Here is a 25,269-nt window from a genome sequence, read left to right as displayed (position 1 = left end):
GCGGTCACGGCGGCGTCCAGGGCGAGTCGCGAGCCAGGCGGGCGCCGATGCCGAAGTCAGGGCCGATGCCGATGCCGACGTCACGGTCGATGCCGAAGGCGACGCCGAAGGTCAGCCCGCTCGCAGCAACCCCTCCGCCGCGCGCCCGAACATCCGCCGCGCCGTCCAGGCCAGCGGCCGGTCGAGGAACCCCGGCAGCCGGCGCACCAGCAGCTCCTCCCGCCACACCACGCGCGAGCCGCCGCCGTCCGACGGATGGACCTCGATCTCGGCCCAGCCGGTGACGAACGTGCCGCGCTTGGCCAGGCGGCACCGGCCCGGCGCGCCGTCCTCGGGCGGCCGCCATACGACGACCTCCATCGGGTCGTCGAACGCCACCGGACCGACCCCGGACCGCGCCACGAACACCGTGCCCACCCGGGTCGGCGGAGGCGTGACCACGCTGACACGGGTCAGCGGGACGACGTCGGCATGGCGCGGCCAGGCCGTGAGCCGCCGCCAGCTCTCGGCGGGGGGAAGCGGAGTCGTGCGTTCCAGCAGGAAGAGGGCCACGAAGTGATCGTAGGCGGGCGATCAGGGACGTAAATTTTCGACCGGACCAGCCGGTATGTGGCGGCCGGGGCCCTAACATGCCCGCATGGGGTGGGCAACGTGCCTGCCTCCAGGGGGAGTTGGTCGTCATGCCGCTGAAGGCGTACGGCGTTTTGATCACACGGGCAGTCGACACCCGACGAGAGGGTTCCGCCGACACCCCGCACTACCAGATCCACCTGACGGATGATCAGGGAGTCCACTACCGCGCGGCGGTCAACGTGCAGTCGCAGGAGCGGCCCTCGGAGCTGCTCTATCTGGTCGACGACGACTTCAGGCACCCCGTCACCGCCGCCCTGGAGGGCCTGGCGTCCGGCTGGAACGGGCTGCCGTCGGGGCCCTCCGGACCGAACCTCGACTTCGTCCGCGGGAACCTCTTCGACCCGGCGAAAATGCGCTCGCTGCCGCCGGACGTGGACGGCCCCGACAACGACCTGGCCGACCTGCTCGACCACTACGTGCGCCGCGCGGTCGCCGACCCGGACGCCCGGACGTACGTGTTCGGTGAACGCTTCGGGCCCGAACCGGCCGTCCGCGACAAGGTCTTCGGCTTCCTGCCGGGCAACGGCGTCCACGACATCCATATGAACCAGGGCAACAGCCGCCGCTTCGAGGACGACGACGGGGTGTGGCAGGACGGCGGACTGCTGATCCACTTCCCCGCCCAGTCTCGCTGGGTCGGCGTCTTCCTCGCCTTCCAGAGCCAGGCCTGGCACACGGACGACGCCACCGGTCACACCCTCGACCCCGGCCACCCCCGCCCCGAGGCCGGCGGCGGGCCGGTCCGTGTCGTCGCCGCCCTGGTCAACCCGCCGGGACCGGCCCCGGAGTCCGAGACCGTCACGCTCATCAACGCCTCGCCCGATCCGGTCGACCTCACGGGCTGGCAGGTAGCCGACCGGCTCGGCCACGGCTGCGCGGTGCCCGCCGGTCCGCTCGCCGCCGGCGCCGCTCTCGTCGTCCCGCTCACCGACGGTGTCCAACTGGGCAACCACGGCGGCCAGATCACCCTGCTGGGTGCGGACGGCCTCAAGGTGCACGGCGTCTCCTACACCGCCGAGCAGGCCGCGCGAGAAGGCTGGACCCTGGTGTTCTGAGCACGGCGTCCCTGTCACCGGCGCGACGCCTTACCGCACGATGTCCCGCGACCGCACACCTCTGCCCGGAGGACGACTGTCTGTGAACCGTCAACTGCACGGCGGGCTCGACGAGTTGCAGCGCGATCCCTACCCGCACTACGCACGGGCGCGGCAGTCCGAGGGGCTCGTCCACGTCCCCGAGCTGGACGCCTGGCTCGTCGCGCGGGACGAGGACGTCCGCGAAGTGCTGCGCAGGCCCGACGACTTCTCCTCGGCGGGCGCGCTGCGGCCGGACGTCGTGCCCTCGCCCGTCGCACTGGCCGTGCTGGGCGGGGGTTTCGGCGGCCGGCCCGTCGTCGTCACCGCGGACGGCGTGCTCCACCAGCGGCTGCGCGCCCCGATCGTGCGCGGCCTGTCGCCCGCGCGGGTCGCGGCCGTCCTCCCGTACGTCGCCGAGCGTGCCGCCTCGCTCGTGGACGCCTTCGCCGAGGACCGGCACGTCGAGCTGATGTCGGCGTACGCGCGACGCCTGCCCGGCGACGTCATGGGCAGGATCGTCGGGCTCGACCCCGATGACGTACCTGCCGTCGTCCATGGCGGGTACCGCGCGGAGGAGTTGCTGTTCCGCCCCCTCGAAGAGGACGAGCAAGTGGCCGCCGCTCAGGACGTCGTCGCGATGCAGCATCTCCTGGACGCCTGCGTACGGCGGCGGGGCGAGCGGCGCGAGGATCTCGCGGGCGAGCTGATCGCCTCCCTCGCCCCGGGTGACGGGGACCTCACGCTGGATCAGCGGCACGAACTCGTCGCGCATCTGCAGAACCTGCTGATCGCCGGCCATCTGACCACCGCCGCCCTCATCGGCACCACGGTGCTCCACCTCCTGAGCCACCGGGAGCAGTGGGAGCTGCTGTGCGCGGAACCCGACCGCATTCCGGCGGCCGTCGAGGAGGCCCTCCGCTACGACACCGCGCTCCAGGGCTTCCGGCGCGTCACCACCCGCACGGTCACCCTGGCGGGCAAAGAACTCCCGCCGGAGTCAAGCGTGTTCGTCGCCTTCGGTGCCGCGGGGCGGGATGCCGCCCGGCACCCGCTACCCGACACCTTCGACATCACCCGCGCCCCGGCCCGCCATCTGGCGTTCGGCCTGGGTGTGCACAGCTGCCCCGGATCGCAGCTGGCCCGCGAGCAACTCCGCATCACGCTGGAGCTGTTGACGCGCCGCCTGCCCGGACTGCGACTCGCCGGGGACCACCCGGTGACCATGCGCCCCACCCTGATCCACCGCTCCCCGCACCGCCTGCACCTCGTCCCGTGATCGAACCCTGTGATCGAACTCCGTGATCAGACCCTGGTGTTCACCCCACGAACAGGAGGCCTCGTGCCGGACCAGCCCTACGACATACTGGACCAGCCCTTCGTCATCGACCCCGCGGGTGGTGACATCCACGGCGAGGCGGACCGCCTGCGCGCCCGCGGCCCCGTCGCCCTCGTCGAACTCCCCGGCGGCATACGCGCCTGGGCCACCACCCAGCACGAGGTCCTCAGGCAGCTCCTCGCCGACGACCGGGTCTCGAAGGATCCCAACCAGCACTGGAACGCCTGGATCGACGGCCAGTACCGCGACACCTGGGTCAGCCTCTGGGTCGGCGTGTCCAACATGATCACCGCGTACGGCGCCAACCACCGAAGGCTGCGCAAGCTCGTCTCACCCGCGTTCACGAAGCGCCGTACCGACGCCTTGAAGCCCCGCATCGAGGAGATCTCCACCACCCTGCTCGACCGCATGGCCGAGGCACCCGACGGGCGCCTCGATCTGCGCACCGCTTACGCGCACCCGCTTCCGATGCAGGTGATGTGCGAGCTGTTCGGGGTGCCGGAGGAATGGCGGGCCGAGACCGCACGCCTCATCGAGGCCAACATGGACACCACCGCGACCCCCGAACAGGTCATGACCACCTGGGCGGAGGTCCACGAACTGCTCACCGGGCTGGTCGCCCTCAAGCGCGAGCAGCCCGGCGACGACATGGCGAGCGTCCTGATCGGGGCCCGCGACGAGGAGGGCTCGCACCTCACCGAGCAGGAACTCGTCGACACCTTCCTCATCGTCATCGGCGCCGGCCACGAGACGACGGTCAACCTGATCGGCAACGCGGTGCACGCCCTGCTGACCCATCCCGACCAGCTGGAACGCGTACGCCGCGGCGAGGCCGCGTGGAGCGACGTCATCGAGGAGACCCTTCGCTGGGCCCCCTCGATCGCCAATGTCCCCCTCCGGTTCGCCGTCGAGGACATCAAGCTCGCCGACGGCACGGTGATCCCGCAGGGCGACGCCATCCTCGCGATGTACGCGGCGGCCGGCCGGGATCCGCTGAAACACGGGGCGAACGCGCACGCCTTCGACATCTCCCGCGCCGACAACGAGCATCTGTCCTTCGGCCACGGTGTCCACTACTGCATGGGTGCCCCATTGGCCCGTCTGGAGGCGTCCATCGCGCTCCCGGCGCTCTTCGAACGCTTCCCCGGGCTGCGTCTCGACGAGGCGGCGGGTCCCGCGCGGCTCGGCGAGTCCTTCATCGGCCACGGCTACCGGTCGCTGCCGGTCCGGCTGGCCTGACCGTCCCTTCATGAAGAACGTCCGTTGAGGAGGGGAAGCCGGGAGCTACGGTCGATACACGGTTCCCGGCTCTGCCCTGCCCGGTGCCAGTAGCCGCGGCAGGGTCACGAACACGTACCCCCGCTGCTTCCTCGTGCGGGTCGGTGAGGGCGTCAGTCCGCTGACCGGGGCTGACCTTCCAGCCACTTCCGGTACGCGGTGGGAGCGATGACGGCGTCTTCCTCGGCGATGAGGGCGTTGCCGGGCGCGGCGGCGAACATGCCGGCGCCGGCGTCGGTGACGACGGTGCGGTGGTCGCCACGGGCGGCGAGGGTGATCCTGCCCAGCTCGTCGAGAGGGAAGACCTCGGGACCCGCGACGTTGCGGGTGCCTCGCAGCGGGCTGCCCACACTGACCTCGGCGACGGCACGGGCCACATCGGCAGCGGCCATCGGCTGCACGGGGGTGGCGGGCAGCCGGACGGTGGTCTCGTCGGCCGTCCACGAGAACGCCGCGTCCATGAACTCGAAGAACTGGGTGGCGCGGACGATCGAGTACGGCACGGGTCCGGCCTTGAGAATGTCCTCCTGGAGGACCTTGGCACGGTAGTAGGCCAGGTCGGGCACCTGTTCCGCGCCGACGATGGAGAGGATCACCGCGTGGCCGACACCCGCACGGTCGGCCGCCGCCAGGAGGTTGTCCATCGTCGTGTGGAAGAAGGCCCCCGACGCGTCGTCGAAGGTCGGCGAATTCGTCAGGTTCACCACGACCTCGGCGCCCTTCAGCGCTTCGCCCAGGCCCTGACCGGTGAGGAGATCCACACCGGTCGACAGCGAGAGCGGCATCGCCTCGTGCCCCTCCGCCCGCAGGATTTCGACGACCTGCGACCCGATGAGCCCGGTGCCACCGATCACGGCGATCCTCATGCCAACCACACCCTTTTCCGGCAACTTCGACCGAGAGCCGAGGACGGCCCGCCGCTGACCGGCGTGGATCTTCGTCCCGCTCACCAAAGATGACAGGACAGCCCGCTCAGCTGTGACAGCCCCGCCGGGACTCGTCCCGGTCCGCGCGGGTGAGCCCGGAGGGAACCTTCGGGCATGGCCTTCTTTTGGGCGGGCATGTTCGACTTCCGCCACCCGAGCGACAAGCAGGTGCTGCTGAACGCGGACGGCTCCATCAGGTCCGTCGGCCCGATCCGGCACATCGCGCCCGTCGCCACGAGCATCACGCCGGGCCCGGCGCCGGAGAACGCCGCCACCACCACCGACACCTCCCGGCTCCCCGGCCTCCCGGTGGGTGTCGCCGCCGGGGCTCTGCCGGCGGCCGGTGCCACGGGGACGCTGCGCACCCTGCGCCGCAGGGCGTCACGCGGGGTCAGGCCCAGATCGACTGGGCGATCGCGGCTCCGGTGAAGGCGGCGCCGAGGCCGGCGACGATGCCGGCGGCGGCGTTGGCCGCGGCGAAGAAGCGGGCGCCCTGCTCGGCCAGCCGCAGCGTCTCGTAGGAGAGGGTCGAGTACGTCGTCAGCGCGCCGCACAGGCCCGTGCCCAGCAGGAGTTGAACGTGGGAGGAGGCGCCGCCGGCGGTGATCGCGCCGGTGATCAGGCCGAGGATGAGGCAGCCGGCCGTGTTGACCGTGAAGGTGCCCCAGGGAAAGACGGTGTCGTGCCGGGTCTGCACGGTGCGGTCGGTCAGGTAGCGCAGCGGGGCCCCGGCCATCGCGCCGACCACGACCAGCAGCCAGTTCACCTGTGCTCCCCGTCGCGGCCGACGTAGCGGATGACCTCGCAGTCGTCGAGGATCACCAGGCCCTCACCGACGAGTTCGTCCAGTTGGGGGAGGAAGGCGCGGACACGGTCCTCGGTGTCGACGATGACGATCGCGACGGGCAGGTCCTCGCTCAGGGACAGCAGCCGGGTGGTGTGGATGAGCGAGGAGGCGCCGTAGCCCTCGATGCCGCGGAAGACGCTGGCGCCCGCGAGTCCGGCGGCGTGCGCGCGGTGGACGATCTCGGAGAACAGGGGCTTGTGGTGCCAGGTGTCGTTCTCGCCGATGAAGATCGTCACTCGCAGGGCGGTGCCGGTCAGCCGGGTCATGACTGCCTCCACTCGATCACACGGCGGGTCAGGTTCGCCGTGGTCCACACCGCGGCCAACGCCGCGAGCATGGTGGCGGCGAGGTAGGCCAGGCCGGTGCCGGCGCGGCCGTCGTCGAAGAGGCGCTGGATGTCCACGGCGTAGGTGGAGAACGTGGTGAAACCGCCGAGGACGCCGGTGCCGAAGAAGGGGCGGACGAGGCGGTGCGCGGCCCACACGTCGGTGATGACCACCATGAAGACGCCGATGACGCCGCAGCCGATCACGTTCACCCAGAAGGTCGTCCAGGGGAAGGAGCCGGCCGCGGTCGGCCACAGCAGCGCCGCGCCGTAGCGGGCCGAGGCTCCGATGCCGCCGCCGACCGAAACAGCCGCGATGATCGGCCACTGGCCGCGCAGCAGCTCATGCCGCTGTGCGGGCACACGCAGATCGACGTCGGGGTCGGTGGGTTCGCCGAGCACCGGGGATCGGGCCTCTCCCATGCAGACATCTCCTACTCGCACGGCGCCCAGCCGTCTTCGGGCGCGCTCACGTCGCAAGCAGGGACCGTTGGCGGCGCCGTCGCCGCGGTTGGGGTACGGCGGGCCCCACCGCCGCGCGGCGCACACCAGGAGCACCGCAGACACTCAGGCTACTCCGCGAGGCCTCACGGCTCATACGGGAGGTTACGTCTCCTGCCGGCCGTCGATCTCGGTGATCAGGGACTCGATGCGGGTCCTGATCTCGTCGCGGATGGGGCGGACGGACCCGACACCCTTGCCGGCCGGGTCCTCCAGGGCCCAGTCGAGGTACTTCTTGCCCGGGAAGACCGGACAGGCGTCGCCGCAGCCCATGGTGATCACGTAGTCGGACGCCTGGACGGCCTCGGTGGTCAGGATCTTCGGCTGGGCGCCGGCGATGTCGATGCCGACCTCCTTCATCGCCTCGACCGCGGAGGGGTTGACCCGGTCGCCCGGCACGGAGCCGGCGGAGCGGACCTCGATCCGGTCGCCCGCGAGGTGGTCGAGGAATCCGGCGGCCATCTGCGAGCGCCCGGCGTTGTGGACGCAGACGAACAGCACGGAGGCGAGCGGGCTGGAGGGCATCGGTTCTTCCTTCACGAATGGATCAGCCCCGGCTGGTATCAGCGAGAAGTGATGTGACAGTATCAGTCCATGCTGACGTCGGTCGACGCTGATCTGATGCGGGTCCTGGCCGACCCGCTCCGTCTCCGGATCGTCACCCTGCTGGCCAGGGAGACGCTCTGCACCACGCACCTGATCGAGGAGACGGGGGCCAGACAGACCAACCTCTCCAACCATCTGAAGGTGCTGCGTGACGCCGGCGTCGTGGAGACCGAGCCGTGCGGCCGGTTCACCTACTACCGGCTCAAGCCCGAGGTCATCGCCACCCTCGCCGGTCGGTTCGCCGACCTCGCCAGGACCGCGCGGGCCACCGCCGAGAACAACGTCAAGCGCTCCTGCCCCTGAACCCGCCCCGCAGGCGACCTGCACCGAGGAGATCCTGTTGACCGCCACCGAGGCCACTGAAGCCGCTGAGGCCACCGGGCACGACAGGTCCGGGGAGTACGCCGTAGCACCCGCCGCTGCTCCGCTGGTCGCGCGTGTCGCGGCCGAACTGGTCGGTACGGCAGCCCTGGTGGCGGTCGTGGTCGGCTCCGGAATCCAGGCCACCGAGCTGACCAAGGACGTCGGCCTGCAGCTGCTCGCCGACTCGACGGCCACCGTTCTCGGCCTCGGCGTACTGATCCTGCTGCTCGGCCCGGTCTCCGGCGCGCACTTCAACCCGGTGGTCACCCTGGCCGAGTGGTGGACGGCCCGCCGTGGCGGCGCCGGTGTCACCCTGCGCGAGGCGGCGGCGTACGTCCCCGCACAGATCGCCGGTGCGATCGCGGGCGCCGTCCTCGCGGACGCGATGTTCGGCGAGCCGCTGGTCAAGTGGTCCACCCACGACCGTTCGGCCGGACATCTGCTGCTCGGCGAGGTCGTGGCAACCGCCGGCCTCATACTGCTGATCTTCGGCCTGGCCCGCACGGATCGCCTGCGTTTCGCCCCGGTGGCCGTCGCCTCGTACATCGGCGCCGCCTATTGGTTCACCTCGTCCACCTCGTTCGCCAACCCGGCGGTGACGATCGGCCGCGCGTTCACCGACACCTTCGCGGGCATCGCTCCCGGCTCGGTCGCGGGGTTCGTCGGGATGCAGCTCGTCGGTGCGGTGGTCGGGCTGGCGCTGGTGGCGCTGATCTTCCTGCCCCGCCGGCCGGCTCAGCCGAGGGTGCCGAGCATCCGGCCCATCGAGGCGACCACGGACGGCTCGACCCGGTAGTAGACCCAGGTCCCGCGCCGCTCGGAGGTCAGCAGGCCGGCCTCCTTGAGTTTTTTCAGGTGGTGGGAGACGGTCGGCTGGGAGACGCCGACGTCGGAGATGTCGCACACGCACGCCTCGCCGTCCTCGTGCGAGGCCACCGCCGAGAACAGCCGCAGCCGGACAGGATCGCCCAGCGCCTTGAACATCCGGGCCGTCTTCTCGGCCTCCTCGGCGGTCAGCGGCCGTTCGGTGAGCGGGGGGCAGCACGGCGCCACTGCCTCGGGGCTCTCGGGTTCCAGCAGCGGCAGGACCGTGGTGTTCGACATACATCTATGTTGACACATGTCGAACCAGCGGGCGAGGGGCCGTCCCGTCAAGGGCGGCCCCAGGCCCGGCACCGGCAGGTCAGACTCGGCAGCGGCAGGTCAGACTCGGTCGGCTGCGATGAGGAGGTACTGGAAGGACCCGTCCCTGTAGGAGTTGATGAACGCGTCCTCGATCCCCGTGACCAGCGAGGACGTTGCCCGCAGCTCCCAGTAGGGCAGCGTGTCGGGCGTGAGGTCGACGACGGCCTGCGGCACCAGGCGGTTGTCGGCCATGGCGCGCAGGTACTCCCGGCGGGAGTGGATGTTGCACTCGAAGTGCGCGTTGATCTGGGAGACCCACTTCGAAGGCTGGCCGTACCGCGGGTTCCAGCAGCCGGTGATGGTCACGTAGCGACCGCCGACCTCGAGGATGCGGGAGTGTTCCGCGAAGAGGTCCTGCAGGTCGACGTACATGCTCGACTCGTTGTTCCACGAGGCCGCGGCCTGCCCGGTCTCGAAGGGCGTGGAGAGCATGTTGCAGACGCGGGCGCGTACGTGGTCCTGGATGCGGAGTTCGTGGGCCCGCCGGTTGGCGAAGTCGGCCTGCTTGGCCGACAGCGTGACACCTTCGACCTTGCATCCGAAGCGTTGGTGCGCCATCACCATCGACCCGCCGCGCCCGCAGCCGGCGTCCACGAGGGTGTCGTCACGCCCGATGTCGCCGAGGTGCCCCAGGAGGACATCGGCCTGCGCCGACTCCAGCCGGTGGAGCTCGGCGATCAGCCTCTTCTCGCTCTCACTGTCCTCGGCGTCGCCGAGTGCGGAGTGGTCGACTTCACCGATGCCGTAGTGGTGGTGGTAGAGACCGTCGACATCGCCGAGACGCAGGTTCACGGGCCTGGCCTCCCCGTCCCAGTAGCGGGCGATGTCTCCCTGGTAGGGAGTCGCCGGGCCGGGAATGAGCACAGAGGCGTCGGTGGCGGTGAGTTCGGTGCTGGTCGTGCTGGTCACAGATGAGTCCAATCTTCTTACCGGAAGTCGTTACCAGAAGTCGGGCAGGCTGTAGCGATAGGTGTTGGTCCGGTGCCAGTGGTGGTTTCCGTCGACCCAGGCGGCCACGCCTCGCAGGAAGCGCTGCACGGTCGGGACGGGGCAGTCGACGGCCAGGGCCGCGGCGTTGCTCTCGAAGTCGTGCATGAGGTCGTTGTGGACCTCGACCGCCTTCAGATAGGCGTCCCGGTCGGAGAGGCCCTCACGTTCGGCGATCACGACGGGCAGGTTCAGGTGCCGCCCGGGAGCGTCGAGTTCCTTGGTGTACGAGTACAGGTCGTTGACGATGGTCGTCGCGTTCCCCGCGAGCGCGATGACCTTCTGCATGGCGCTCCGGGCATGCAGGTCCGACGGCAGCTCGTAGCCGCCGATGGTGTCGGTGATGGTCGGGCAGGGGCGGAAGTTGTTGAACTGGCGCATCGCCAGGTACTCCCACACCTCGGGTACGTGGTCCATCTGGGCCCAGGCGGCTTCGGCGAGGTACCCCAGGTGAAGCCGGGCCATGTCGTGCCGGTATCGGTCGGTCTGGGAGGGGCTGGCTGCTTGGTTGAAGTAGTCCATGGCGGAGCGGTAGGCACGCCGGGGCGCGTCCGCGTGGAGCGACTTCGCCCAGTCCCCCTGGTACTCCTCGGTCGTGTGAACGGGGTCGAGTGCGGTGTGCGCCAGCAGAAGGCGTTCGCCGAGGCCGACGGGCGAGCCTCCGTGGTCCTCGCAGTAGCAGTCGTCCACCGCGTTCTCGGCCACCATCAGACGGGTGGCGATCATGAGGTGGTCGATGGTGGGTGCGTCCGGATGGCAGCCGACCATGTAGCGGCCCACGGAGAAGCCGTCGAACTGCTCCTCCCAGTCCTCGGGATACAGGGAGACCTCGTCCAGCGCCCAGGACTTGATCCTTCGGCTGACCTCCTCGACCCGCACCGGGTCCGGCTCGGCCACCTGGTGGTGGTAGAGGCCCGGGATCGGCGTGCCTTCCGCCGTGGCTGCCGACGGCTCCGAGGGCGTCGGCGGCTGCTCCCGCGGGATCAGGCGCAGGCCCGCCGTGCCCACGCCGCTGGGGCCGCGCAGGATCCGTTCCAGGTCCGGGATCGGTGTCGGCATCACGGCTGTCGGGGCATCGGGGGGTGGTGGTGCGGGCACGGAAAGCGCGGGCGGTGCGGGCGCCGCCTGCGCACAGGGTGGGTCGCCGGTGACAGCCTTGATGTCGCAGGCACGGGCCGCGGCTTCGGAGAGGACGTGCGCCCCGAAGTGGGCAGCGGCCGCCGGCAGGCTCGACTGCGGAGATGTCGGCTCAGGCGCGGGCATCGATGGCTCCTTCGTGGGGTGGGCGGCTGCCCCGGGCCTTTCAGGTCTGCGCGACCGATCCGGGAGGTCCGGGGTGTCGCACCATGTCGTGCAGGCCGAGCCCGCTACCTGGGCCACCGGGCGATCTGTACGTTCTCCAGCACGCCGACCGCGTCCGGCACGAGGATGGCGGCGGAGTAATAGGTGCTGACGAGGTAGGAGATGATCGCCTGCTCGTTGACGCCCATGAACCGGACCGACAGACCCGGTTCGTACTCGTCCGGCAGACCCGTCTGACGAAGACCGATGACACCCTGGTTGTCCTCGCCGGTACGCATGCACAGGATCGAGCTGGTCTTCTCCTTCGTGATCGGGATCTTGTTGCAGGGAAGGATCGGAACCCCGCGCCAGGCCGGGACCTGCTGACCACCGAGGTCGACATGGTCCGGATAGAGCCCGCGGGCGTTGAACTCGCGCCCGATCGCCGCGATGGTCTTCGGGTGCGCGAGGAAGAACTTGGACCCGCGACGGCGGCAGAGCAGCTCGTCCATGTCGTCCGGGGTCGGCGGCCCGGAGTGTGTCTGGAAGCGCTGCTTGAAGTCGGCGTTGTTGAGCAGGCCGAACTCCTTGTTGTTGATCAGCTCGTGTTCCTGGCGCTCGCGCAACGCCTCGATGGTGAGCCTGAGTTGCTCCTTGGTCTGGTTCATCGGCTCGTTGTAGAGGTCGGCGACCCTCGTATGGATCCGCAGAATGGTCTGGGCGACCGAGAGTTCGTACTCGCGCGGATTCAGTTCGTAGTCGACGAACGCCCCGGGCAGCTCATGCTCGCCGGTGTGGCCGGCCGACATCGCGATCTCCGCCTCGCCGCGGTGGTTCTGCCGTTGGCGGGGAAGCGACGTGAACGACTCGATGTGGTCCCGCAGGCCCGGCGCCGTGGACAGCACGGCCTCGAAGTCGGCGCGGGCCAGGGTGAGCAGGGTGCCGGAGGTCTCGGCGGTGGCGGTGTGCTCCCAAGGGGCGTTCCCGTCCAGCAGGGCGTGGTCCCCGAACCGGTCGCCATCTGCAAGTACGTCCAGGGCGACCTCGTCGCCGTACTCGCCGACGGAGGTCCGGCTGATACGGCCGTGGGCGATCAGGTGGAGCTGATCCGCGGGCGCGCCGCGTTGCACCAGCGCCTCGCCGGCCCGGAAGTCGCGTTGGACGCACCGATCGGCGAGGGCAGTGAGCACCTCCACGTCGTCGAAGCCGCGCAGCAGGGCCAGTTCGCCGAGTTCACGGGGGATCACCCGGACGTCGCCGCCGTTCTGGACGAACTCCACGCGCCCGTCGCCGACGGTGTAGGTCAGGCGACGGTTCACCCGGTAGACCCCGCCCTTGGTCTCCACCCAGGGGAGCATCCGCAGCAGCCAGCGAGAGGTGATCTCCTGCATCTGCGGGGCGGACTTGGTGGTGGTCGCGAGGTTACGGGCGGCCGCCGTGCCGAGGCTGGTGTGCCGGGGTGGCTCCAGTCGCGCCTCCGGGCTCGAGTCAACAGTCATCGGGCGGGCTCTCCTTGTTCAGGGCGGTGATGGCACGTATGCGGGCGCCACCGGGCAATAGCTGTAAAACGATGTATATAAAGGGGAATCGGTCCAGATCCAGGTGAACCCTAATGGCCGCGTCGCCCCGTGGACCAAGGAAAGTGGGCGACATTAACTCGATGCGATGATCGCGCCCGCGCGATGTTTGCCCGGGTACCGACGGGATTCAGCCCCGATCGGGCAACGTGCCGACGGGCGGCCGGTCGGCTTCCAGGGTGCGGACCGGCGAGCCGAGGGCCATGCAAGTGCCGTGCACCCAGGCCGCCTTGGGCGATCGAGCCGGCCGGCGACGCCCGCCCGCCGCCGCCACCGTCCACACGTGCCGCGCCCGGCGCACCGCATCACGGCATCGGAAACGCGACAGAACTCAGCCGAGGCAATGGTGCGGCCGGGGCGACGCTTCGATATGCATGCGCTGCCCTGTGCTTCTGTCCGCTCCTCTGACGTTCTTGAGGAGTCGTCGGCGCGCTCGTCCTGGAACACGAGCGGCCGGTCCGGCACGGGTGCTGCGCGGACTCCGGACCGGTGGCGAGTCGGCCTCCGGCTGGAAGGCGGCGACGGCGGGAAGAGAGGACGAGGACTCGCCCGGTGCTGTGTTGGTCGATGTCGGGGTCGCCGAGCTCTTCGAGGAGGCGGGTCGCGAGGTCGTCGGCCCACTCCACGGCCCAGGTGCGCAGAGCGGTGATGGTGGCGTCGTCGAGGCCGTAGGCGGTGAAGGCTTCGTCGTCCGTCCACTCGGCGCCGGTCGGGTTCGTCTGGAGGTCCTCGCGCTCGAAGCGGCCACGGGCGTGGCGGCGGCCGAACTCCTCGAGCTCGGCGTTCGTCCAGCGGCGGGAGGCCGCGAAGACGTCGATCAGGTCGCGAGGCGCTCCGCGGTCGGCGAGGGCGCGAACCCGGTGGAACCGGCACACCGCCGACGCCCGCCTCCGGAAGATCGTCGCCAAGGCGAATGCCGCATAACGCCACACGGGAGCAGAGCATGATGACCACATCGACGATCGCAGTCGACCAGGAACTCGTCCGAGCCGCCCTCCAAGCGGCAGAGACCTACTGCCGTGGCGACAAGACCACACTGTCGCTGCTGAGGCGCGCACTTGCGACGGGCACATCGTCACCGGGATGAACGTCACCCACTTCAACGGCGGACTGTGCGCCGAACCGGTCGTCATCGGGACCGCCACAGCGCGAGGCGCCTACGACTCAAAGTCCTGGACGCCCGCGTCACCCCCCTCGGCCTCGCCGACACTCTGAGACACCACGGTCTGCCCGCCCGCGCAGCTCGGAACACCGCCATGATGGACGCCCTGGTAGACCTACCGCCTTTGGTCATCGCCGATGTGCTCGGCATCCACCCCAGGAAGCCAGGAGCGCATCGCCACCGATCTGTGCCAGGGGCGTTGCCTCCTCGTCGGCGACGCGGCCCAGGCCGTGCTGTTCTCCCGTACGGCTCTGCGACGGGCCCACTGGGGAGCCATCCGGAGCCGCCGCTGGGAACGTGCGCTGGATGACGTCATCCGGGCACGGCCGGTGAGCGAGGTGCCGGGCCACGCCACGCGCAGTCCCGAGATGAGGTTGCGGAGCCGTTCGCGGCGGCCGTGCTTCTCGCGGGTGCCGTCGCGAAGACCGTCGTCCAGCACCGCGCTCTGCTCCGAAGACCGCACGACTCCGCCGCCACACCGATCGGTGCGGTCATGAAGACGATGGGACTCGAACCGCACTCCGCGCCGGGGCCGCGGACAGCAGGCCGCCTGTCCGACCGAATCCGGGAACAGTACGCGGCTGTCCATGCCCTCCGCGGCAAGGGAGTTGGGCTGCGAGCGATCGGCCGTGACCTCGGACCGGCCCGCAACAACGAAGTCACCGCCGGGGATCCGGGCCCCCGCAACCCCTCATTTCTTGCGAGATTTTCTGGGGTTGTCGCGTGGGTGCGGTGCTCACATGATTTGAAGGAGTGCTCCAAGCCAGTGAATTCATCACAAGGCAGTGAGCGGTGAAATTCGTGCAAGGCGATGAATAGGGCCAGTCAAAAGGGTGCCGACAGCCTGGAGAGTTCACAGATGAAACGCGATCTGAAGGCCGTGCAGGAAGTGGTCGAACTCGTCACCGGTGGGTGGCGCGCACAGGCCGTCTACGCAGCGGCGAAGTTCAGACTGCCCGATCACATCGAAGCAGGCCTGTCTCGCGACGGCGAACTCGCCGAGGCGGCGGGGGTGGAGGAGCAGGGCATTCACCGCCTGATGCGGCTGCTGGTGGCGATGGGGGTGTTCGAGGGGGGCCCCGAGACGGGTTACCGCAACACCCCGGTGAGCACCGCACTGCTCGATCGGCCTGGGACGATGCGTGACATGTGCCTGCTGTACGGCGAGGAGTTCTACACCGCGTGGGGTCATGCCGCGGAGTGCTTCCGCACATCGACAGCCGGGTTCGAGCTGGCCTACGGTGAGCCGCTCTATCGCCACCTCGACGGCCACCCGGACCTGGCCGACCGGTTCCAGCGGACCATGAAGGCGGGCAACCTCTTCTTCGACCACGTACCGGAGATCTTCGACTTCTCCGACAAGACGGTGGTGGACTGCGGTGGCGGCAACGGGCACCTGCTCTCGGTGATCCTTGAAGCGGCCCCGGACGCCCGCGGGAAACTGATCGACCGCGAACACGTCGTCCCGATCGCCCGCGAGTACCTGGCGGGAACGGTCGGCCTGGACCGGGTCGAGCTCTTCGGTGGAGACATGTTCACGTCAGTACCCGAGGGTGGCGACGTCTACATCTTCTGCCGGGTGTTGGCCGGCTGGTCCGACGACGATGCCGTCGCGGCCTTCGAGCACTGCCGCCGCGCAATGACCGGCCCCTCCTCCAGGCTACTGGTCATGGACCGCATGGTGGTGGACAACGGCGCCACCGTGCTGCCCGCGCTATGGGACCTGCACCTGCTGATGACGACCGGCGGCGGACACCGTTCCGTCGATCGATTCCGGTCCCTGCTGGACCGGGCGGGCCTGGACATCGAACGGATCGCCGAGCTTCCGATGGAAACCACCGCGCTCATCGCCGCACCGCGCGCCTGACTCCCCTGCGCGGTCCGTCGCAGCACCGCTCCACCCACCGGTCCCTGCGTTCCCGCACCACATCCGCCGGGCCGACGGCGCGGTCCCCTGCTGCCACGGACCGCGCCGGACAACACGGCCACGCACGTCGTGCCCGCTCCGGCGACGGCCGGCGACACGGGGCGTCCCCGGCGTATCCCCTCCCCACGTCCCGAGTCCCCCTCCCCACCACGCCCGGATGATCCTCCCTCTCTCGGAAGAAGCCGCCCATGAAGGGCATACCCCCCATCCGTTCGTACCCCCTGCCCACCACCGCGAGCGTTCCCGAGAACGTCATCCAGTGGACTGCCGACCCCCGACGGGCGGTCCTTCTCATCCACGACATGCAGGGCTACTTCCTCAGGAGCTTCCCCGACCCGCTGCGCGCCGAGATCATCGACAATGTCGCCACCCTGCGCGAGCGCTCTGCGGCCGAGGGGGTGCCGGTGGCCTACACGGCGCAGTCCGGCGGGATGACCGAGCACGAGCGCGGCCTGCTCAAGGACTTCTGGGGACCGGGTATGCGCACGGATCCGGAAGACCGGGCGGTCGTGCCCGAGCTCGCCCCCGCCGCCGGCGACTGGCGCCTGACCAAATGGCGCTACAGCGCCTTCTTCCGCTCGGACCTGCTGGAGCGCATGCGGGCAGCCGGCCGCGACCAGCTCGTGCTCTGCGGTGTCTACGCGCACGTCGGTGTGCTGGCCACCGCACTGGAGGCGTTCACCAACGACATCCAGCCGTTCCTGGTCGCCGACGCCACCGGTGACCTCTGCGAGGCCGACCACCGACTGGCCCTGGACTACACGGCGCGGCGCTGCGGGACGGTCGTCCTGACCGACGAGGTGTTCCGGGCATGAGCGCGCCGACCGAGAACCCCGACCGCACCCCGCTCGACCGCGTTCTCTCCCTGGAGCCGACCGCGTTCGCCCTGCTCCACCGGCCCGGAGCGCATGCCGCGCCGGCCACCGTCGACGTCCTGGTGGGGGACATGGCCCAGCTCCGGTCGTTGGCGGACATCCCGCTCCACGACAGCGGTGTGAACGTGCCCGTTCCACGGCAGGAAGTCCTGGTGCTGGTGCCCTACCGGCAGCTCACCGAGCGAGGGTTCGCCGTCCCCGACGACGGGGAACCGCTGCTCGCCATGACCGTCACCGCGCAGCAGACGGCCACGGTGCCCGAACTCCTGGCCCGCATCCCACAGATGCCGCTCCGGCTGGTCGACCAGCACTTCGACACGTCGGACGAGGAGTACGCCGAGACCGTACGCCGGATCATCACGGACGAGATAGGCATCGGAGAGGGCGCCAACTTCGTCATCAGGCGGTCCTTCCTGGCCTGCCTCAGCGACTACTCGCCGCGCCACGCCCTGTCCGCCTTCTGCGCCCTGCTGGCCCGGGAGCCGGGCACGTACTGGACCTTCGTCATCCACACCGGGGAGCGCACCTTCGTGGGCGCCACCCCGGAGCGCCACGTCTCGCTGAGCGGCGGAACGGCCGTGATGAACCCCATCAGCGGCACCTACCGCTACCCGCCCGCCGGACCCACCCTGCAGGGCGTCACAGAGTTCCTCGCCGACCGCAAGGAGACCGAGGAGCTCTACATGGTGCTCGACGAGGAACTCAAGATGATGGCGCGAATCTGCGAGCGCGGGGGCCGGGTGACCGGGCCCCACCTGAAAGAGATGGGGCGGCTGGCCCACACCGAGTACTTCATCGACGGCAGAACCGACCTCGACGTACGCGACATCCTCCGCGAGTCGATGTTCGCCCCCACGGTCACCGGCAGCCCGCTGGAGAGCGCCGCGCGTGTGATCAGCCGGTACGAGCCGCAGGGGCGGGGCTACTACAGCGGGATCGCCGCGCTGATCGGTACGGACGCGGACGGCGAACGCACCCTCGACTCCGCCATCCTGATCCGCACCGCCGACATCGATGCGGGCGGCCGGGTGCGGATCGGGGTCGGCGCCACAGTCGTGCGCCACTCCGATCCGTTCTCGGAGGTGGCCGAGACCCACGCCAAGGTCTCCGGGCTCGTTTCCGCTCTGCAGTCCGGCGGCGCCTCCCGTTTCGGACAACACCCGGAGGTGGTGTCCGCGTTGCGGCGTCGCAATGCGGACATCGCGGGCTTCTGGCTGAAGGACCACGCATCACACCGGGCGGCGGTGGCCGAGTCGGTACGGCCGGCGGGGCTGACGGGGCTGAAGACGCTGGTGATCGACGCGGAGGACTCCTTCACCGCGATGCTGGGCCTGCAGCTGGACGCGCTGGGACTGCAAGTGGCGATCCAGCGCTTCGACGACGCCACGCTCGACGGGTACGACCTGGTGGTCATGGGCCCGGGCCCCGGCGATCCTCGCGCGGACGACGATCTGAAGATCCTCCGCCTGCGGTCGGTGGTCGACGAACTCCTGGCCCGACGCCGGCCCTTCGTCGCCGTCTGCCTGAGCCACCAGGTGCTCAGCAGGAGGCTGGGACTGGACCTCGTACGTCGTGACGCACCCAACCAGGGCGTGCAGCGGGGGATCGACCTGTTCGGTGCGCGGGAGCAGGTGGGGTTCTACAACACGTTCGCGGCCCGCAGTACCGAGGACCGGCGCCACGTCGACGGCGTCGGACCGGTGGAGATGAGCCGTGACCCACTGACCGGTGAGGTGCACGCCCTGCGCGGCCCCCGTTTCACCTCGATGCAGTTCCACCCCGAGTCGGTGCTCACCGTCGACGGGCCCCGCATCGTGGCCGCCTCGATCCGGAGGGCGCTGGGTCATGAGGCTTGACATCGTGTGGTGGAACCTGGACCAGTCCTCCGCGACCATCGACTCGCTCCGGGAGCACCTGCGTCAGGACGCGGTCGAGCAGTGGGCCGGCGTCCGCGGGTTGCGGCTGAAGTTCTGGATGGCGGACCGGGACCGCAACCGGTGGGGCGCGGTGATGGTGTGGGAGGGCGACCGGCCCCAAGTCCTCCCGCCGAACCGGGCGTCCGAACTTATCGGCTGTCCGCCGACCCACCGCTCGGTCTTCACCGCCGAAGCCGTCGTGGAGGGCGCGTACGCGCTGGCCGCCCTCCACGGGACCGGCCCGGTGTTCACGGCGTAGGGCCAACTCACACATTACGGAGATCCTCATGCACGAGTACGTGGTCGTGGACGCCTTCTCCCGCACTCCGCTCGAAGGCAACCCCGTGGCCGTCTTCTTCGACGCCGACGACCTCACCAGCGACCGGATGCAGCGCATAGCCAAGGAAATGAACCTGTCGGAGGTCACCTTCGTGCTCTCCGCCCAGCAGGGCGCAGACGCCCGGATCCGGATCTTCACACCGGTCAACGAGCTGCCGTTTGCCGGTCATCCGTTGCTCGGAACGGCCGTGGCTCTCGGCGAGGTCAAGAAGACGGACAGCCTGCGGCTGGAGACAGCCATGGGCATCATCCCGTTCGAGTTCTACGACGACGGGGGAGTAGCCGTCCGGATGCGGCAGCCGGTGCCGACGTGGAAGCCGTACGAGCGCGTCAAGGAGCTCATTCAGGCGCTGGGGGTCGAGTCGTCGACCGTACCGGTGGAGATCTACCGCAACGGGCCCCGCCACATCTTCGTGGGACTGTCGAGCGTGGCCGCGCTGTCCGCTCTCGACCCCGACCACCGCGCCCTGGCCCAGTTCCCCGACATGGCCGCCAACTGCTTCGCCGGCAGCGGCACGCACTGGCATACGCGGATGTTCTCGCCGGCCTACGGCGTGGTCGAGGACGCGGCCACGGGCTCCGCGGCCGGACCGCTCGCCGTCCACCTCGCCCGGCACGGGCTCGCCGAGTACGGGCAGGAGATCGAAATCCTCCAGGGGGCCGACATGGGCCGCCCTTCCTACATGTTCGCCACCGCCCACGGGTCGGGGGACCGCGTCGACGACGTCCGGGTGGGCGGCCACGGCGTTGTCGTCGCCCGCGGCGTCATCCACGTGTGAATGCGCGAGAGCGAGGTTGTGATGGGTACCAGCAGGCTGGAGAGTCTCACCGGCGAGATCGGTCTCGACTTCCCCGAATACGAGGCACCACCACCGGAACCGATGGCGCTCGTGAAGCAATGGATCGAGCAGGCCGTCGCGCGCGGTGTCCGGGAACCGCTTGCGCTGGCGCTGGCCACTGCGGACGCCGAGGGCCGCTCCTCCAACCGGATCGTCGCCGTCCTCGAAACGACCGAGCAGGGCCTGGTGTTCACCAGCCACAGCACCAGCCGGAAGGGCCGCGAGCTGTCCGCCACGGGCTGGGCGTCCGGCGTGCTCTACTGGCGGGAGACGGCCCGACAGCTGATCCTCTCCGGCCCCGTGGAGCAGATGTCCGACGCCGAGTCGAACGCCCTGTGGTTCGGCCGCCCGATCCCCCTGCACGCCATGTCGGCGGCGTCCCGGCAGAGTGAGCTGCTCGAGGACGCCACGGCCCTGCGCGCCGAGGCCGAGCGCCTGTCGGCCACGGGTACGGCGCTGCCCCGCCCGGCTCGGTTCGTCGGATACCGGCTGTGCCCGGCAGCCGTCGAGTTCTGGAGCGCGGACCCGGACAGGATGCACCGCAGGCTGCGCTACGACCGTCATGGCGACGGCTGGCGCACAAGCAGGCTGCAGCCTTAGGGAGTTCGACGACAAGGCCCGGGCCGCCGACGGCCCCGGGGCGGGACGCCAAAGCCGCCACTGGTGGCGCGTCGCCGGAGCGAACTTCCCGTCCCGGCATGCGGCGCGGCCCCACCCACCCACTCGCGCGGGCCTGCGGCCAGGTCCTGCCAGTCCACCCGGCATCAGCCGACCGCCCTCGGCACACCACCGGTCCCATACGAAAGGAGTGGCCCGTGAGGGACAACGCCACGAAGGTACCGGCTGTGCCGGACTCCTCGTCGCGAAAGCCGGGCGTGAGCCGGGCGCTACGGGCGTGAGCCGACCGCCAGGTGAGGGTGAGAGGCCCGGCTCGGACCGCCGGCTGGGCTGTCTGCCGGAGCCGGCGTCGGTCGAGTTCTGGCAGGCCGACCGGAAGACCGGTCGCGCCAGAGACTGCGTAACGAGCGTGACGGTTCCGGCCGGCATGCGGACCAGCTCCAACCCTGACCGTGCTCTGGATCATGTACTCAAGAGGAAGAAGGGCAAGGCGATGTGTGGAATTACGGGCTGGGTCTCGTTCGACCGGGATCTGACTCAGCAGCGCACGCAGCTGGACGCGATGACGCAGACCATGGCCTGCCGGGGCCCGGACGCCGGAGGCGCCTGGCTCGACCGGCATGCGGCGCTCGGTCATCGGAGGCTGGCGGTCATCGACCTCGAAGGCGGCACCCAGCCCATGGTGGTGCCCACCGACGACGGCCCGGTGGCGCTCACCTACAGCGGTGAGGTCTACAACTACACCGAGCTCAGGAGCGAGCTGATCCGCCGGGGTCACCGGTTCGAGACCCGCAGCGACACCGAGGTCGTGCTCCACGGCTACCTGGAGTGGGGCGAAGCGGTCGCCGAACGGCTCAACGGCATGTTCGCGTTCGCCGTCTGGGATTCCCGGGTCGAGAAGCTCGTGATGATCCGCGACCGGATGGGCGTCAAGCCGCTCTACTACTCCAGCACCGACGACGGTGTGATGTTCGGCTCCGAGCCGAAGGCGATCCTCGCCAACCCGCTGGCGGACCGCGCGGTCGACCTCGCCGGCCTGCGGGAGCTGGTCAGCCTCACCCAGACGCCGGGCAGTGCGCTGTGGTGCGGAATGCACGAGGTGCTCCCGGGCGGCCTGGTCACCGTCGACCGCTCCGGCCTGCGAGAGCACCGCTACTGGACGCTGCCCACCCGTCCGCACACCGACGACCGGAAGACCACCGTCGCCACCGTGCGCGAACTGCTCGAGGACATCGTCAGCCGTCAACTGGTCTCCGACGTCCCGCGCTGCACCCTGCTCTCCGGTGGTCTGGACTCCAGCGCGATCACCGCGCTGGCCGCCGCCAAGCTGGGCCGGCCCGGGGAGCACGGCGAGCCAGGCGAGAAGGTGCGCAGCTTCGCGGTGGACTTCGTCGGGCGGAAGGACCACTTCGTCGGCGACGAACTGCGTGGCACGATGGACGCCCCGTACGCACTCGAGGTGGCCGCTCACGTCGGCTCTCAGCACGAGTCCATCGCGCTCGACCACGCCGCGATCGCTGACCCGGACGTGCGCCGCGCCGTCATCACCGCGCGGGACAGTCCGTTCAGCTTCGGTAACGTGGACGCCTCGCTCTACCAGCTGTTCCAGGCCGTCCGACAGCAGTCCACGGTCGCCCTGTCCGGCGAGTCCGCCGACGAGGTCTTCGGCGGGTACCGGTGGTTCCACCAGCCGGAGGTCCAGGCCGCGCAGACCTTCCCCTGGATGGACGTCTTCGTCACCGGCCCGCAGGCCCAGTCGTCGGACCGGTTCAACGCCGGCATCACCGCCGCCCTCGACCTGCCCACCTATATCCGCGACCGCTACTCCGACGCGGTCGGTGAGGTCGAGCGGGCCGAGGGCGAGAGCGACCACGAGATGCGGATGCGGGTGATGTGCTACCTGCACGTGACGCGCTTCGTCCGGATGCTCCTGGAGCGCAAGGACCGGATCAGCATGGCCGTCGGGCTGGAGGTCCGGGTCCCCTTCTGCGACCACCGCCTCGTGGAGTACGTCTACAACACCCCGTGGTCGTTGAAGACCTTCGACGGCCGGGAGAAGAGCCTGCTCCGCGCCGCGACGGCCGACCTGCTGCCCAAGTCGGTGCTGAACCGGGTGAAGAGTTCCTACCCCGCCACTCTGGACCCGCACTACAACAGCGCGCTGCTGCAGCAGTCCAAGGAACTGCTCACGACCGACGACCCGGTCTTCGACCTGGTCGACCGCAGCTGGCTGGAGGACATCACACGGCAGGACCCGGCCTCCATGCCGATCCACGTCCGCAACGGCATGGAGCGCCTGCTCGACCTGAGCACCTGGCTGGACATCTACCGCCCCGAACTCCGCCTCTGACACCGAGTTCCGGTCGATTGCGGACGGCATCGAGACAGCACCGCTGCTGCCTGCGAACGGACAGGGCCGCAGGCAGCGGTGGGCAGCCGGCCGCATTCACCGCGTCAATATCCACGTCCATACAGGAGGAACGTTGTGTCTGAATCCGTCAATTCTCAGGGATTCAGCGACGAGGTCGAGCTGCGTCGCATCAACCGCGCCACCGTCGAGCGCTACATGAATACCAAGGGTCAGGACCGGCTGCGTCGGCACGAGCTGTTCACCGAGGACGGCATCGGCGGTCTGTGGACCACTGACACCGGTGAACCCGTCGCCACCCAGGGCAGGGACCGGCTGGCCGAGCACGCAGTCTGGTCGCTGAAGTGCTTCCCGGACTGGGAGTGGTACAACATCCAGATCTTCGAGACCCAGGACCCCAACCAGTTCTGGGTGGAGTGCGACGGACGCGGAAAAATTCTCTTCGGCGACTACCCGGAGGGGTTCTACGAGAATCACTTCCTGCACTCGTTCGAGCTGGACAACGGCAAGATCAAGCGGGAGCGGGAGTTCATGAACCCGTTCCAGCAGTTGCGGGCTCTAGGTATTCCGGTTCCGGAAATCAAGCGCACCGGAATACCGGCCTGACAGGTACAACAAGACCGCTGGATCGGAGTACGTCTTGGAAGACGTAAAGCGGGAGATTCGTATACGCGGGGCATTGCATCAACCCGAATGGAGCGACCTTTCACAGGCTGGCCGGGTAGGCGAGTCACTCGCCACGCGCCCCACTCTCATACAGGCCGACGACCTGACCACGCTGCGGACTCTGCTGGGCACGGTGGCCCTCGGCGAAGCCATGGTGCTGCAGTCCGGCGACTGCGCCGAGGACCCGCGGGAATGCACACGCCACCATGTCGCACGGAAGATCGCGCTGCTCGACCTGCTCGCCGGGTCGCTCGGCCTGATCACCGGCAAACCCGTCCTGCGGGCAGGACGTATCGCGGGGCAGTTCGCCAAGCCCCGTTCCGAGCCCACCGAAGTGATCGACGGCGCCGAACTCCCCGTTTTCCGGGGACACATGGTCAACGGCCCGGAGCCCGACCCCGAAAGGCGCCGGCCCGATCCACTGCGCATCCTCACCGGCTACATGGCCGCCTGTGACATCGTCGAGCACCTGGGCTGGCGCGACCGCGCCGCAGGGCGCGAGGTCGTGGAGCCGCTGGTGTGGACCAGCCACGAGGCACTGCTGCTCGACTACGAGATACCCATGCTGCGCATGGACGACAAGGGCCGGATGTTCCTGGGCTCGACCCACTGGCCGTGGATCGGTGAGCGCACCCGCCAGGTCGACGGCGCCCACGTTGCCCTGCTCGCCGAGGTGAGCAACCCCGTGGCGTGCAAGGTCGGCCCCACCATGGAGCCCGACGAACTGCTCGCCCTGTGCGAGAAGCTCGACCCGTGGCGCGACCCCGGGCGGCTCACCCTGATCGCACGAATGGGAGCCGACGCCGTCAGCGACCGGCTGCCCGGCCTCGTGGAAGCCGTACGCGGCGCGGGTCACCCCGTCGTCTGGCTCAGCGACCCCGTGCACGGCAACACCGTCTCCGCGCCCGGCGGTTACAAGACACGGCTCGTGGAGACCGTCTCCCTGGAGGTCTCCCGCTTCGTCCAGGCCGTGCGCGCCGGCGGCGGTGTCGCCGGCGGACTGCACCTGGAGGCGACGCCGGACGACGTCACCGAGTGCGCCTTCACCGAGGCCGATCTCGACTCCGTCGGGGACCGCTACACATCCCTCTGCGATCCCCGCCTCAACCCGTCGCAGGCCCTCGCCGTGGTCTCGTCCTGGACTGCCGGCACCGCATGAACGGACACGCCCGCACGTCCCGATCTGCCCGATGGGCCTCCTGTCGGCGTCCCCGGATGCGGATTGCGATACCAACTGAAGGCGTTGCGCTGATCCGTGCCGAACATCCCGGCCACCCGATGACCGCCATGCCCGAAGCCTCCACGGCTGCCGCGCTGGTCGCGGTCGTCGAGGAGTAGCGCCCGGGAGCCGACGATCGGAGCCGCACCTCCTCACTGCAGCATCTCCCCCGGCGATCACTCAGAGCCATTCCTTGCGCTCGAAGATGACGTACAGACTGGTACATACAACCGCCATCAGGACGATCGCGAAGGGGTACCCGAATACCCAGTGCAACTCCGGCATGCTGTCGAAGTTCATGCCGTAGATCGTGCCCACCAGCGTCGGGGCGAACAGAATCGCCGCCCACGACGAGATCAGTACGCCTCCTTGTGGGGGGAGAGGAGTTTTGTCCGGGCTCATGGGCGGGAGTGGTGAGG

At 69.6% G+C, this 25,269-nt stretch carries 28 protein-coding genes and 3 pseudogenes; 17 read left to right on the top strand and 14 right to left on the bottom strand.

From position 1 onward, the window contains the following. Positions 1-111: 111 nt before the first annotated feature. Positions 112-552 (bottom strand): SRPBCC family protein, encoded by a 441-nt coding sequence (locus ABZS97_RS12310; RefSeq protein WP_356136578.1) that lies wholly within the window; start codon positions 550-552, stop codon positions 112-114. Between the two features lie 128 nt (positions 553-680). On the opposite strand from ABZS97_RS12310, the gene ABZS97_RS12305 reads away from it, so the two are divergent. The 3 genes from ABZS97_RS12305 to ABZS97_RS12295 all read left to right on the top strand — a co-directional run bounded on the left by ABZS97_RS12305 (position 681) and on the right by ABZS97_RS12295 (position 4,284). Beyond that, a complete protein-coding gene (locus tag ABZS97_RS12305) occupies positions 681-1,688 on the top strand; it encodes a DUF2278 family protein (RefSeq protein WP_356136576.1) in 1,008 nt (335 codons plus the stop codon). An 82-nt stretch (positions 1,689-1,770) separates the two neighbouring features. Continuing rightward, the gene (locus ABZS97_RS12300) at positions 1,771-2,985 is read left to right on the top strand and encodes a cytochrome P450 (RefSeq protein WP_356136574.1); all 1,215 of its coding nucleotides are present in this window, start codon (positions 1,771-1,773) and stop codon (positions 2,983-2,985) included. A gap of 63 nt (positions 2,986-3,048) precedes the next feature. Further along, the gene (locus tag ABZS97_RS12295; protein WP_356136571.1) at positions 3,049-4,284 is read left to right on the top strand and encodes a cytochrome P450; all 1,236 of its coding nucleotides are present in this window, start codon (positions 3,049-3,051) and stop codon (positions 4,282-4,284) included. A 45-nt stretch (positions 4,285-4,329) separates the two neighbouring features. Here the strand turns inward: ABZS97_RS12295 and ABZS97_RS12290 are convergent. Both ABZS97_RS12290 and ABZS97_RS12285 read right to left on the bottom strand, forming a co-directional pair. Continuing rightward, positions 4,330-4,413: pseudogene (locus tag ABZS97_RS12290) on the bottom strand (polysaccharide deacetylase family protein); the annotation flags it as partial. A 23-nt stretch (positions 4,414-4,436) separates the two neighbouring features. Then, positions 4,437-5,189, bottom strand: a complete 753-nt coding sequence (locus ABZS97_RS12285; protein WP_356136569.1) for an NAD(P)H-binding protein — start codon at positions 5,187-5,189, stop codon at positions 4,437-4,439. Positions 5,190-5,363: 174 nt separating this feature from the next. Here ABZS97_RS12285 and ABZS97_RS12280 point away from each other — a divergent pair, with 174 nt between their 5' ends. Continuing rightward, positions 5,364-5,678 carry a hypothetical protein gene (locus ABZS97_RS12280; protein ID WP_356136567.1) on the top strand — a complete coding sequence of 105 codons (315 nt, stop codon included), beginning with the start codon at positions 5,364-5,366 and terminating at the stop codon, positions 5,676-5,678. Here the strand turns inward: ABZS97_RS12280 and ABZS97_RS12275 are convergent. The 4 genes from ABZS97_RS12275 to ABZS97_RS12260 form a co-directional block, all read right to left on the bottom strand. Continuing rightward, positions 5,641-6,015 carry a CrcB family protein gene (locus ABZS97_RS12275; protein WP_356136565.1) on the bottom strand — a complete coding sequence of 125 codons (375 nt, stop codon included), beginning with the start codon at positions 6,013-6,015 and terminating at the stop codon, positions 5,641-5,643. The two genes, ABZS97_RS12280 and ABZS97_RS12275, sit on opposite strands and share 38 nt — an antisense overlap. Continuing rightward, positions 6,012-6,362, bottom strand: coding sequence for a DUF190 domain-containing protein (locus ABZS97_RS12270; protein ID WP_356136563.1), 351 nt, complete (start codon positions 6,360-6,362; stop codon positions 6,012-6,014). The genes ABZS97_RS12275 and ABZS97_RS12270 overlap by 4 nt, the downstream gene beginning before the upstream one ends. Further along, positions 6,359-6,844: a fluoride efflux transporter CrcB gene (gene crcB / locus ABZS97_RS12265; RefSeq protein ID WP_356136561.1), complete on the bottom strand. Its 486-nt coding sequence runs from the start codon at positions 6,842-6,844 to the stop codon at positions 6,359-6,361. The genes ABZS97_RS12270 and crcB overlap by 4 nt, the downstream gene beginning before the upstream one ends. A 183-nt stretch (positions 6,845-7,027) precedes the next feature. Next, complete coding sequence (locus ABZS97_RS12260; RefSeq protein ID WP_356136559.1) at positions 7,028-7,447, bottom strand: arsenate reductase ArsC; 420 nt, start codon at positions 7,445-7,447, stop codon at positions 7,028-7,030. A gap of 69 nt (positions 7,448-7,516) precedes the next feature. On the opposite strand from ABZS97_RS12260, the gene ABZS97_RS12255 reads away from it, so the two are divergent. Together ABZS97_RS12255 and ABZS97_RS12250 are read left to right on the top strand one after the other, a co-directional pair. Next, the gene (locus ABZS97_RS12255; RefSeq protein WP_356136556.1) at positions 7,517-7,831 is read left to right on the top strand and encodes a metalloregulator ArsR/SmtB family transcription factor; all 315 of its coding nucleotides are present in this window, start codon (positions 7,517-7,519) and stop codon (positions 7,829-7,831) included. A 37-nt stretch (positions 7,832-7,868) separates the two neighbouring features. After that, complete coding sequence (locus tag ABZS97_RS12250; protein ID WP_356136554.1) at positions 7,869-8,687, top strand: aquaporin; 819 nt, start codon at positions 7,869-7,871, stop codon at positions 8,685-8,687. Here ABZS97_RS12250 and ABZS97_RS12245 read toward each other — a convergent pair. The 5 genes and pseudogenes from ABZS97_RS12245 to ABZS97_RS12225 all read right to left on the bottom strand — a co-directional run. Then, positions 8,627-8,995: a metalloregulator ArsR/SmtB family transcription factor gene (locus tag ABZS97_RS12245; RefSeq protein ID WP_356136552.1), complete on the bottom strand. Its 369-nt coding sequence runs from the start codon at positions 8,993-8,995 to the stop codon at positions 8,627-8,629. The genes ABZS97_RS12250 and ABZS97_RS12245 overlap by 61 nt on opposite strands. Positions 8,996-9,094: 99 nt before the next feature. Beyond that, a complete protein-coding gene (locus ABZS97_RS12240) occupies positions 9,095-9,985 on the bottom strand; it encodes a geranyl diphosphate 2-C-methyltransferase (protein WP_356136550.1) in 891 nt (296 codons plus the stop codon). A 30-nt stretch (positions 9,986-10,015) separates the two neighbouring features. Beyond that, a complete protein-coding gene (locus tag ABZS97_RS12235) occupies positions 10,016-11,326 on the bottom strand; it encodes a family 2 encapsulin nanocompartment cargo protein terpene cyclase (protein ID WP_356136548.1) in 1,311 nt (436 codons plus the stop codon). A 104-nt stretch (positions 11,327-11,430) separates the two neighbouring features. Continuing rightward, the gene (locus ABZS97_RS12230; protein WP_356136546.1) at positions 11,431-12,843 is read right to left on the bottom strand and encodes a family 2B encapsulin nanocompartment shell protein; all 1,413 of its coding nucleotides are present in this window, start codon (positions 12,841-12,843) and stop codon (positions 11,431-11,433) included. A gap of 641 nt (positions 12,844-13,484) precedes the next feature. Then, positions 13,485-13,781 (bottom strand): annotated as a pseudogene (locus ABZS97_RS12225) (hypothetical protein); the annotation flags it as partial. A 223-nt stretch (positions 13,782-14,004) separates the two neighbouring features. Here ABZS97_RS12225 and ABZS97_RS12220 point away from each other — a divergent pair. Then, entirely contained in the window at positions 14,005-14,136 is a 132-nt protein-coding gene (locus tag ABZS97_RS12220; protein ID WP_356136544.1) for a hypothetical protein, read from the top strand. A gap of 62 nt (positions 14,137-14,198) precedes the next feature. On the opposite strand, the gene ABZS97_RS12215 is transcribed toward ABZS97_RS12220, so the two are convergent. Further along, positions 14,199-14,546 (bottom strand): hypothetical protein, encoded by a 348-nt coding sequence (locus tag ABZS97_RS12215; RefSeq protein WP_356136542.1) that lies wholly within the window; start codon positions 14,544-14,546, stop codon positions 14,199-14,201. A 396-nt stretch (positions 14,547-14,942) separates the two neighbouring features. Here ABZS97_RS12215 and ABZS97_RS12210 point away from each other — a divergent pair, with 396 nt between their 5' ends. The 10 genes from ABZS97_RS12210 (at position 14,943) to ABZS97_RS12165 (ending at position 24,969) form a co-directional block, all read left to right on the top strand. Next, positions 14,943-15,950 (top strand): methyltransferase, encoded by a 1,008-nt coding sequence (locus ABZS97_RS12210; RefSeq protein ID WP_356136540.1) that lies wholly within the window; start codon positions 14,943-14,945, stop codon positions 15,948-15,950. 248 nt (positions 15,951-16,198) lie between these two features. Then, positions 16,199-16,825: an isochorismatase family protein gene (locus ABZS97_RS12205; RefSeq protein WP_356136538.1), complete on the top strand. Its 627-nt coding sequence runs from the start codon at positions 16,199-16,201 to the stop codon at positions 16,823-16,825. After that, positions 16,822-18,741: an anthranilate synthase family protein gene (locus ABZS97_RS12200; RefSeq protein WP_356136536.1), complete on the top strand. Its 1,920-nt coding sequence runs from the start codon at positions 16,822-16,824 to the stop codon at positions 18,739-18,741. Before ABZS97_RS12205 ends, ABZS97_RS12200 begins: the two co-directional genes overlap by 4 nt. After that, positions 18,731-19,060, top strand: coding sequence for a hypothetical protein (locus ABZS97_RS12195; RefSeq protein ID WP_356136534.1), 330 nt, complete (start codon positions 18,731-18,733; stop codon positions 19,058-19,060). The genes ABZS97_RS12200 and ABZS97_RS12195 overlap by 11 nt, the downstream gene beginning before the upstream one ends. 28 nt (positions 19,061-19,088) lie before the next feature. Continuing rightward, positions 19,089-19,919: a PhzF family phenazine biosynthesis isomerase gene (locus ABZS97_RS12190; protein WP_356136532.1), complete on the top strand. Its 831-nt coding sequence runs from the start codon at positions 19,089-19,091 to the stop codon at positions 19,917-19,919. Positions 19,920-19,940: 21 nt separating this feature from the next. Continuing rightward, positions 19,941-20,579 carry a phenazine biosynthesis FMN-dependent oxidase PhzG gene (gene phzG / locus ABZS97_RS12185; RefSeq protein ID WP_356136530.1) on the top strand — a complete coding sequence of 213 codons (639 nt, stop codon included), beginning with the start codon at positions 19,941-19,943 and terminating at the stop codon, positions 20,577-20,579. Positions 20,580-21,090: 511 nt separating this feature from the next. Further along, positions 21,091-22,947 (top strand): asparagine synthase (glutamine-hydrolyzing), encoded by a 1,857-nt coding sequence (asnB, locus tag ABZS97_RS12180; RefSeq protein ID WP_356136528.1) that lies wholly within the window; start codon positions 21,091-21,093, stop codon positions 22,945-22,947. 135 nt (positions 22,948-23,082) lie between these two features. Next, the gene (locus tag ABZS97_RS12175) at positions 23,083-23,571 is read left to right on the top strand and encodes a PhzA/PhzB family protein (protein WP_356136526.1); all 489 of its coding nucleotides are present in this window, start codon (positions 23,083-23,085) and stop codon (positions 23,569-23,571) included. 34 nt (positions 23,572-23,605) lie between these two features. Beyond that, positions 23,606-24,790, top strand: coding sequence for a 3-deoxy-7-phosphoheptulonate synthase (locus ABZS97_RS12170; protein ID WP_356136524.1), 1,185 nt, complete (start codon positions 23,606-23,608; stop codon positions 24,788-24,790). Positions 24,791-24,846: 56 nt separating this feature from the next. Beyond that, positions 24,847-24,969: a hypothetical protein gene (locus ABZS97_RS12165; RefSeq protein ID WP_356136522.1), complete on the top strand. Its 123-nt coding sequence runs from the start codon at positions 24,847-24,849 to the stop codon at positions 24,967-24,969. A 61-nt stretch (positions 24,970-25,030) separates the two neighbouring features. On the opposite strand, the pseudogene ABZS97_RS12160 reads toward ABZS97_RS12165, so the two are convergent. Continuing rightward, positions 25,031-25,207: pseudogene (locus ABZS97_RS12160) on the bottom strand (CorA family divalent cation transporter); the annotation flags it as partial. Between the last annotated feature and the right edge of the window lie 62 nt (positions 25,208-25,269).

This window comes from Streptomyces sp. NPDC005485, from assembly GCF_040606085.1.
GTDB lineage: Bacteria > Actinomycetota > Actinomycetes > Streptomycetales > Streptomycetaceae > Streptomyces.
This window is presented reverse-complemented; position numbering and strand designations above follow the sequence as displayed.

What these genes read in the sequence shown, in the direction of transcription:
- ABZS97_RS12305 (WP_356136576.1), top strand. Translation starts at nt 681, where the DNA reads ATGCCGCTGAAGGCGTACGGCGTTTTGATCACACGGGCAGTCGACACC.
- ABZS97_RS12285 (WP_356136569.1), bottom strand. Translation starts at nt 5,189, where the DNA reads ATGAGGATCGCCGTGATCGGTGGCACCGGGCTCATCGGGTCGCAGGTC.
- ABZS97_RS12280 (WP_356136567.1), top strand. Translation starts at nt 5,364, where the DNA reads ATGGCCTTCTTTTGGGCGGGCATGTTCGACTTCCGCCACCCGAGCGAC.
- ABZS97_RS12270 (WP_356136563.1), bottom strand. Translation starts at nt 6,362, where the DNA reads ATGACCCGGCTGACCGGCACCGCCCTGCGAGTGACGATCTTCATCGGC.
- crcB (WP_356136561.1), bottom strand. Translation starts at nt 6,844, where the DNA reads ATGGGAGAGGCCCGATCCCCGGTGCTCGGCGAACCCACCGACCCCGAC.
- ABZS97_RS12260 (WP_356136559.1), bottom strand. Translation starts at nt 7,447, where the DNA reads ATGCCCTCCAGCCCGCTCGCCTCCGTGCTGTTCGTCTGCGTCCACAAC.
- ABZS97_RS12255 (WP_356136556.1), top strand. Translation starts at nt 7,517, where the DNA reads ATGCTGACGTCGGTCGACGCTGATCTGATGCGGGTCCTGGCCGACCCG.
- ABZS97_RS12245 (WP_356136552.1), bottom strand. Translation starts at nt 8,995, where the DNA reads ATGTCGAACACCACGGTCCTGCCGCTGCTGGAACCCGAGAGCCCCGAG.
- ABZS97_RS12235 (WP_356136548.1), bottom strand. Translation starts at nt 11,326, where the DNA reads ATGCCCGCGCCTGAGCCGACATCTCCGCAGTCGAGCCTGCCGGCGGCC.
- ABZS97_RS12230 (WP_356136546.1), bottom strand. Translation starts at nt 12,843, where the DNA reads ATGACTGTTGACTCGAGCCCGGAGGCGCGACTGGAGCCACCCCGGCAC.
- ABZS97_RS12220 (WP_356136544.1), top strand. Translation starts at nt 14,005, where the DNA reads ATGAACGTCACCCACTTCAACGGCGGACTGTGCGCCGAACCGGTCGTC.
- ABZS97_RS12210 (WP_356136540.1), top strand. Translation starts at nt 14,943, where the DNA reads ATGAAACGCGATCTGAAGGCCGTGCAGGAAGTGGTCGAACTCGTCACC.
- ABZS97_RS12205 (WP_356136538.1), top strand. Translation starts at nt 16,199, where the DNA reads ATGAAGGGCATACCCCCCATCCGTTCGTACCCCCTGCCCACCACCGCG.
- ABZS97_RS12200 (WP_356136536.1), top strand. Translation starts at nt 16,822, where the DNA reads ATGAGCGCGCCGACCGAGAACCCCGACCGCACCCCGCTCGACCGCGTT.
- ABZS97_RS12195 (WP_356136534.1), top strand. Translation starts at nt 18,731, where the DNA reads ATGAGGCTTGACATCGTGTGGTGGAACCTGGACCAGTCCTCCGCGACC.
- ABZS97_RS12190 (WP_356136532.1), top strand. Translation starts at nt 19,089, where the DNA reads ATGCACGAGTACGTGGTCGTGGACGCCTTCTCCCGCACTCCGCTCGAA.
- phzG (WP_356136530.1), top strand. Translation starts at nt 19,941, where the DNA reads ATGGGTACCAGCAGGCTGGAGAGTCTCACCGGCGAGATCGGTCTCGAC.
- asnB (WP_356136528.1), top strand. Translation starts at nt 21,091, where the DNA reads ATGTGTGGAATTACGGGCTGGGTCTCGTTCGACCGGGATCTGACTCAG.
- ABZS97_RS12165 (WP_356136522.1), top strand. Translation starts at nt 24,847, where the DNA reads ATGCGGATTGCGATACCAACTGAAGGCGTTGCGCTGATCCGTGCCGAA.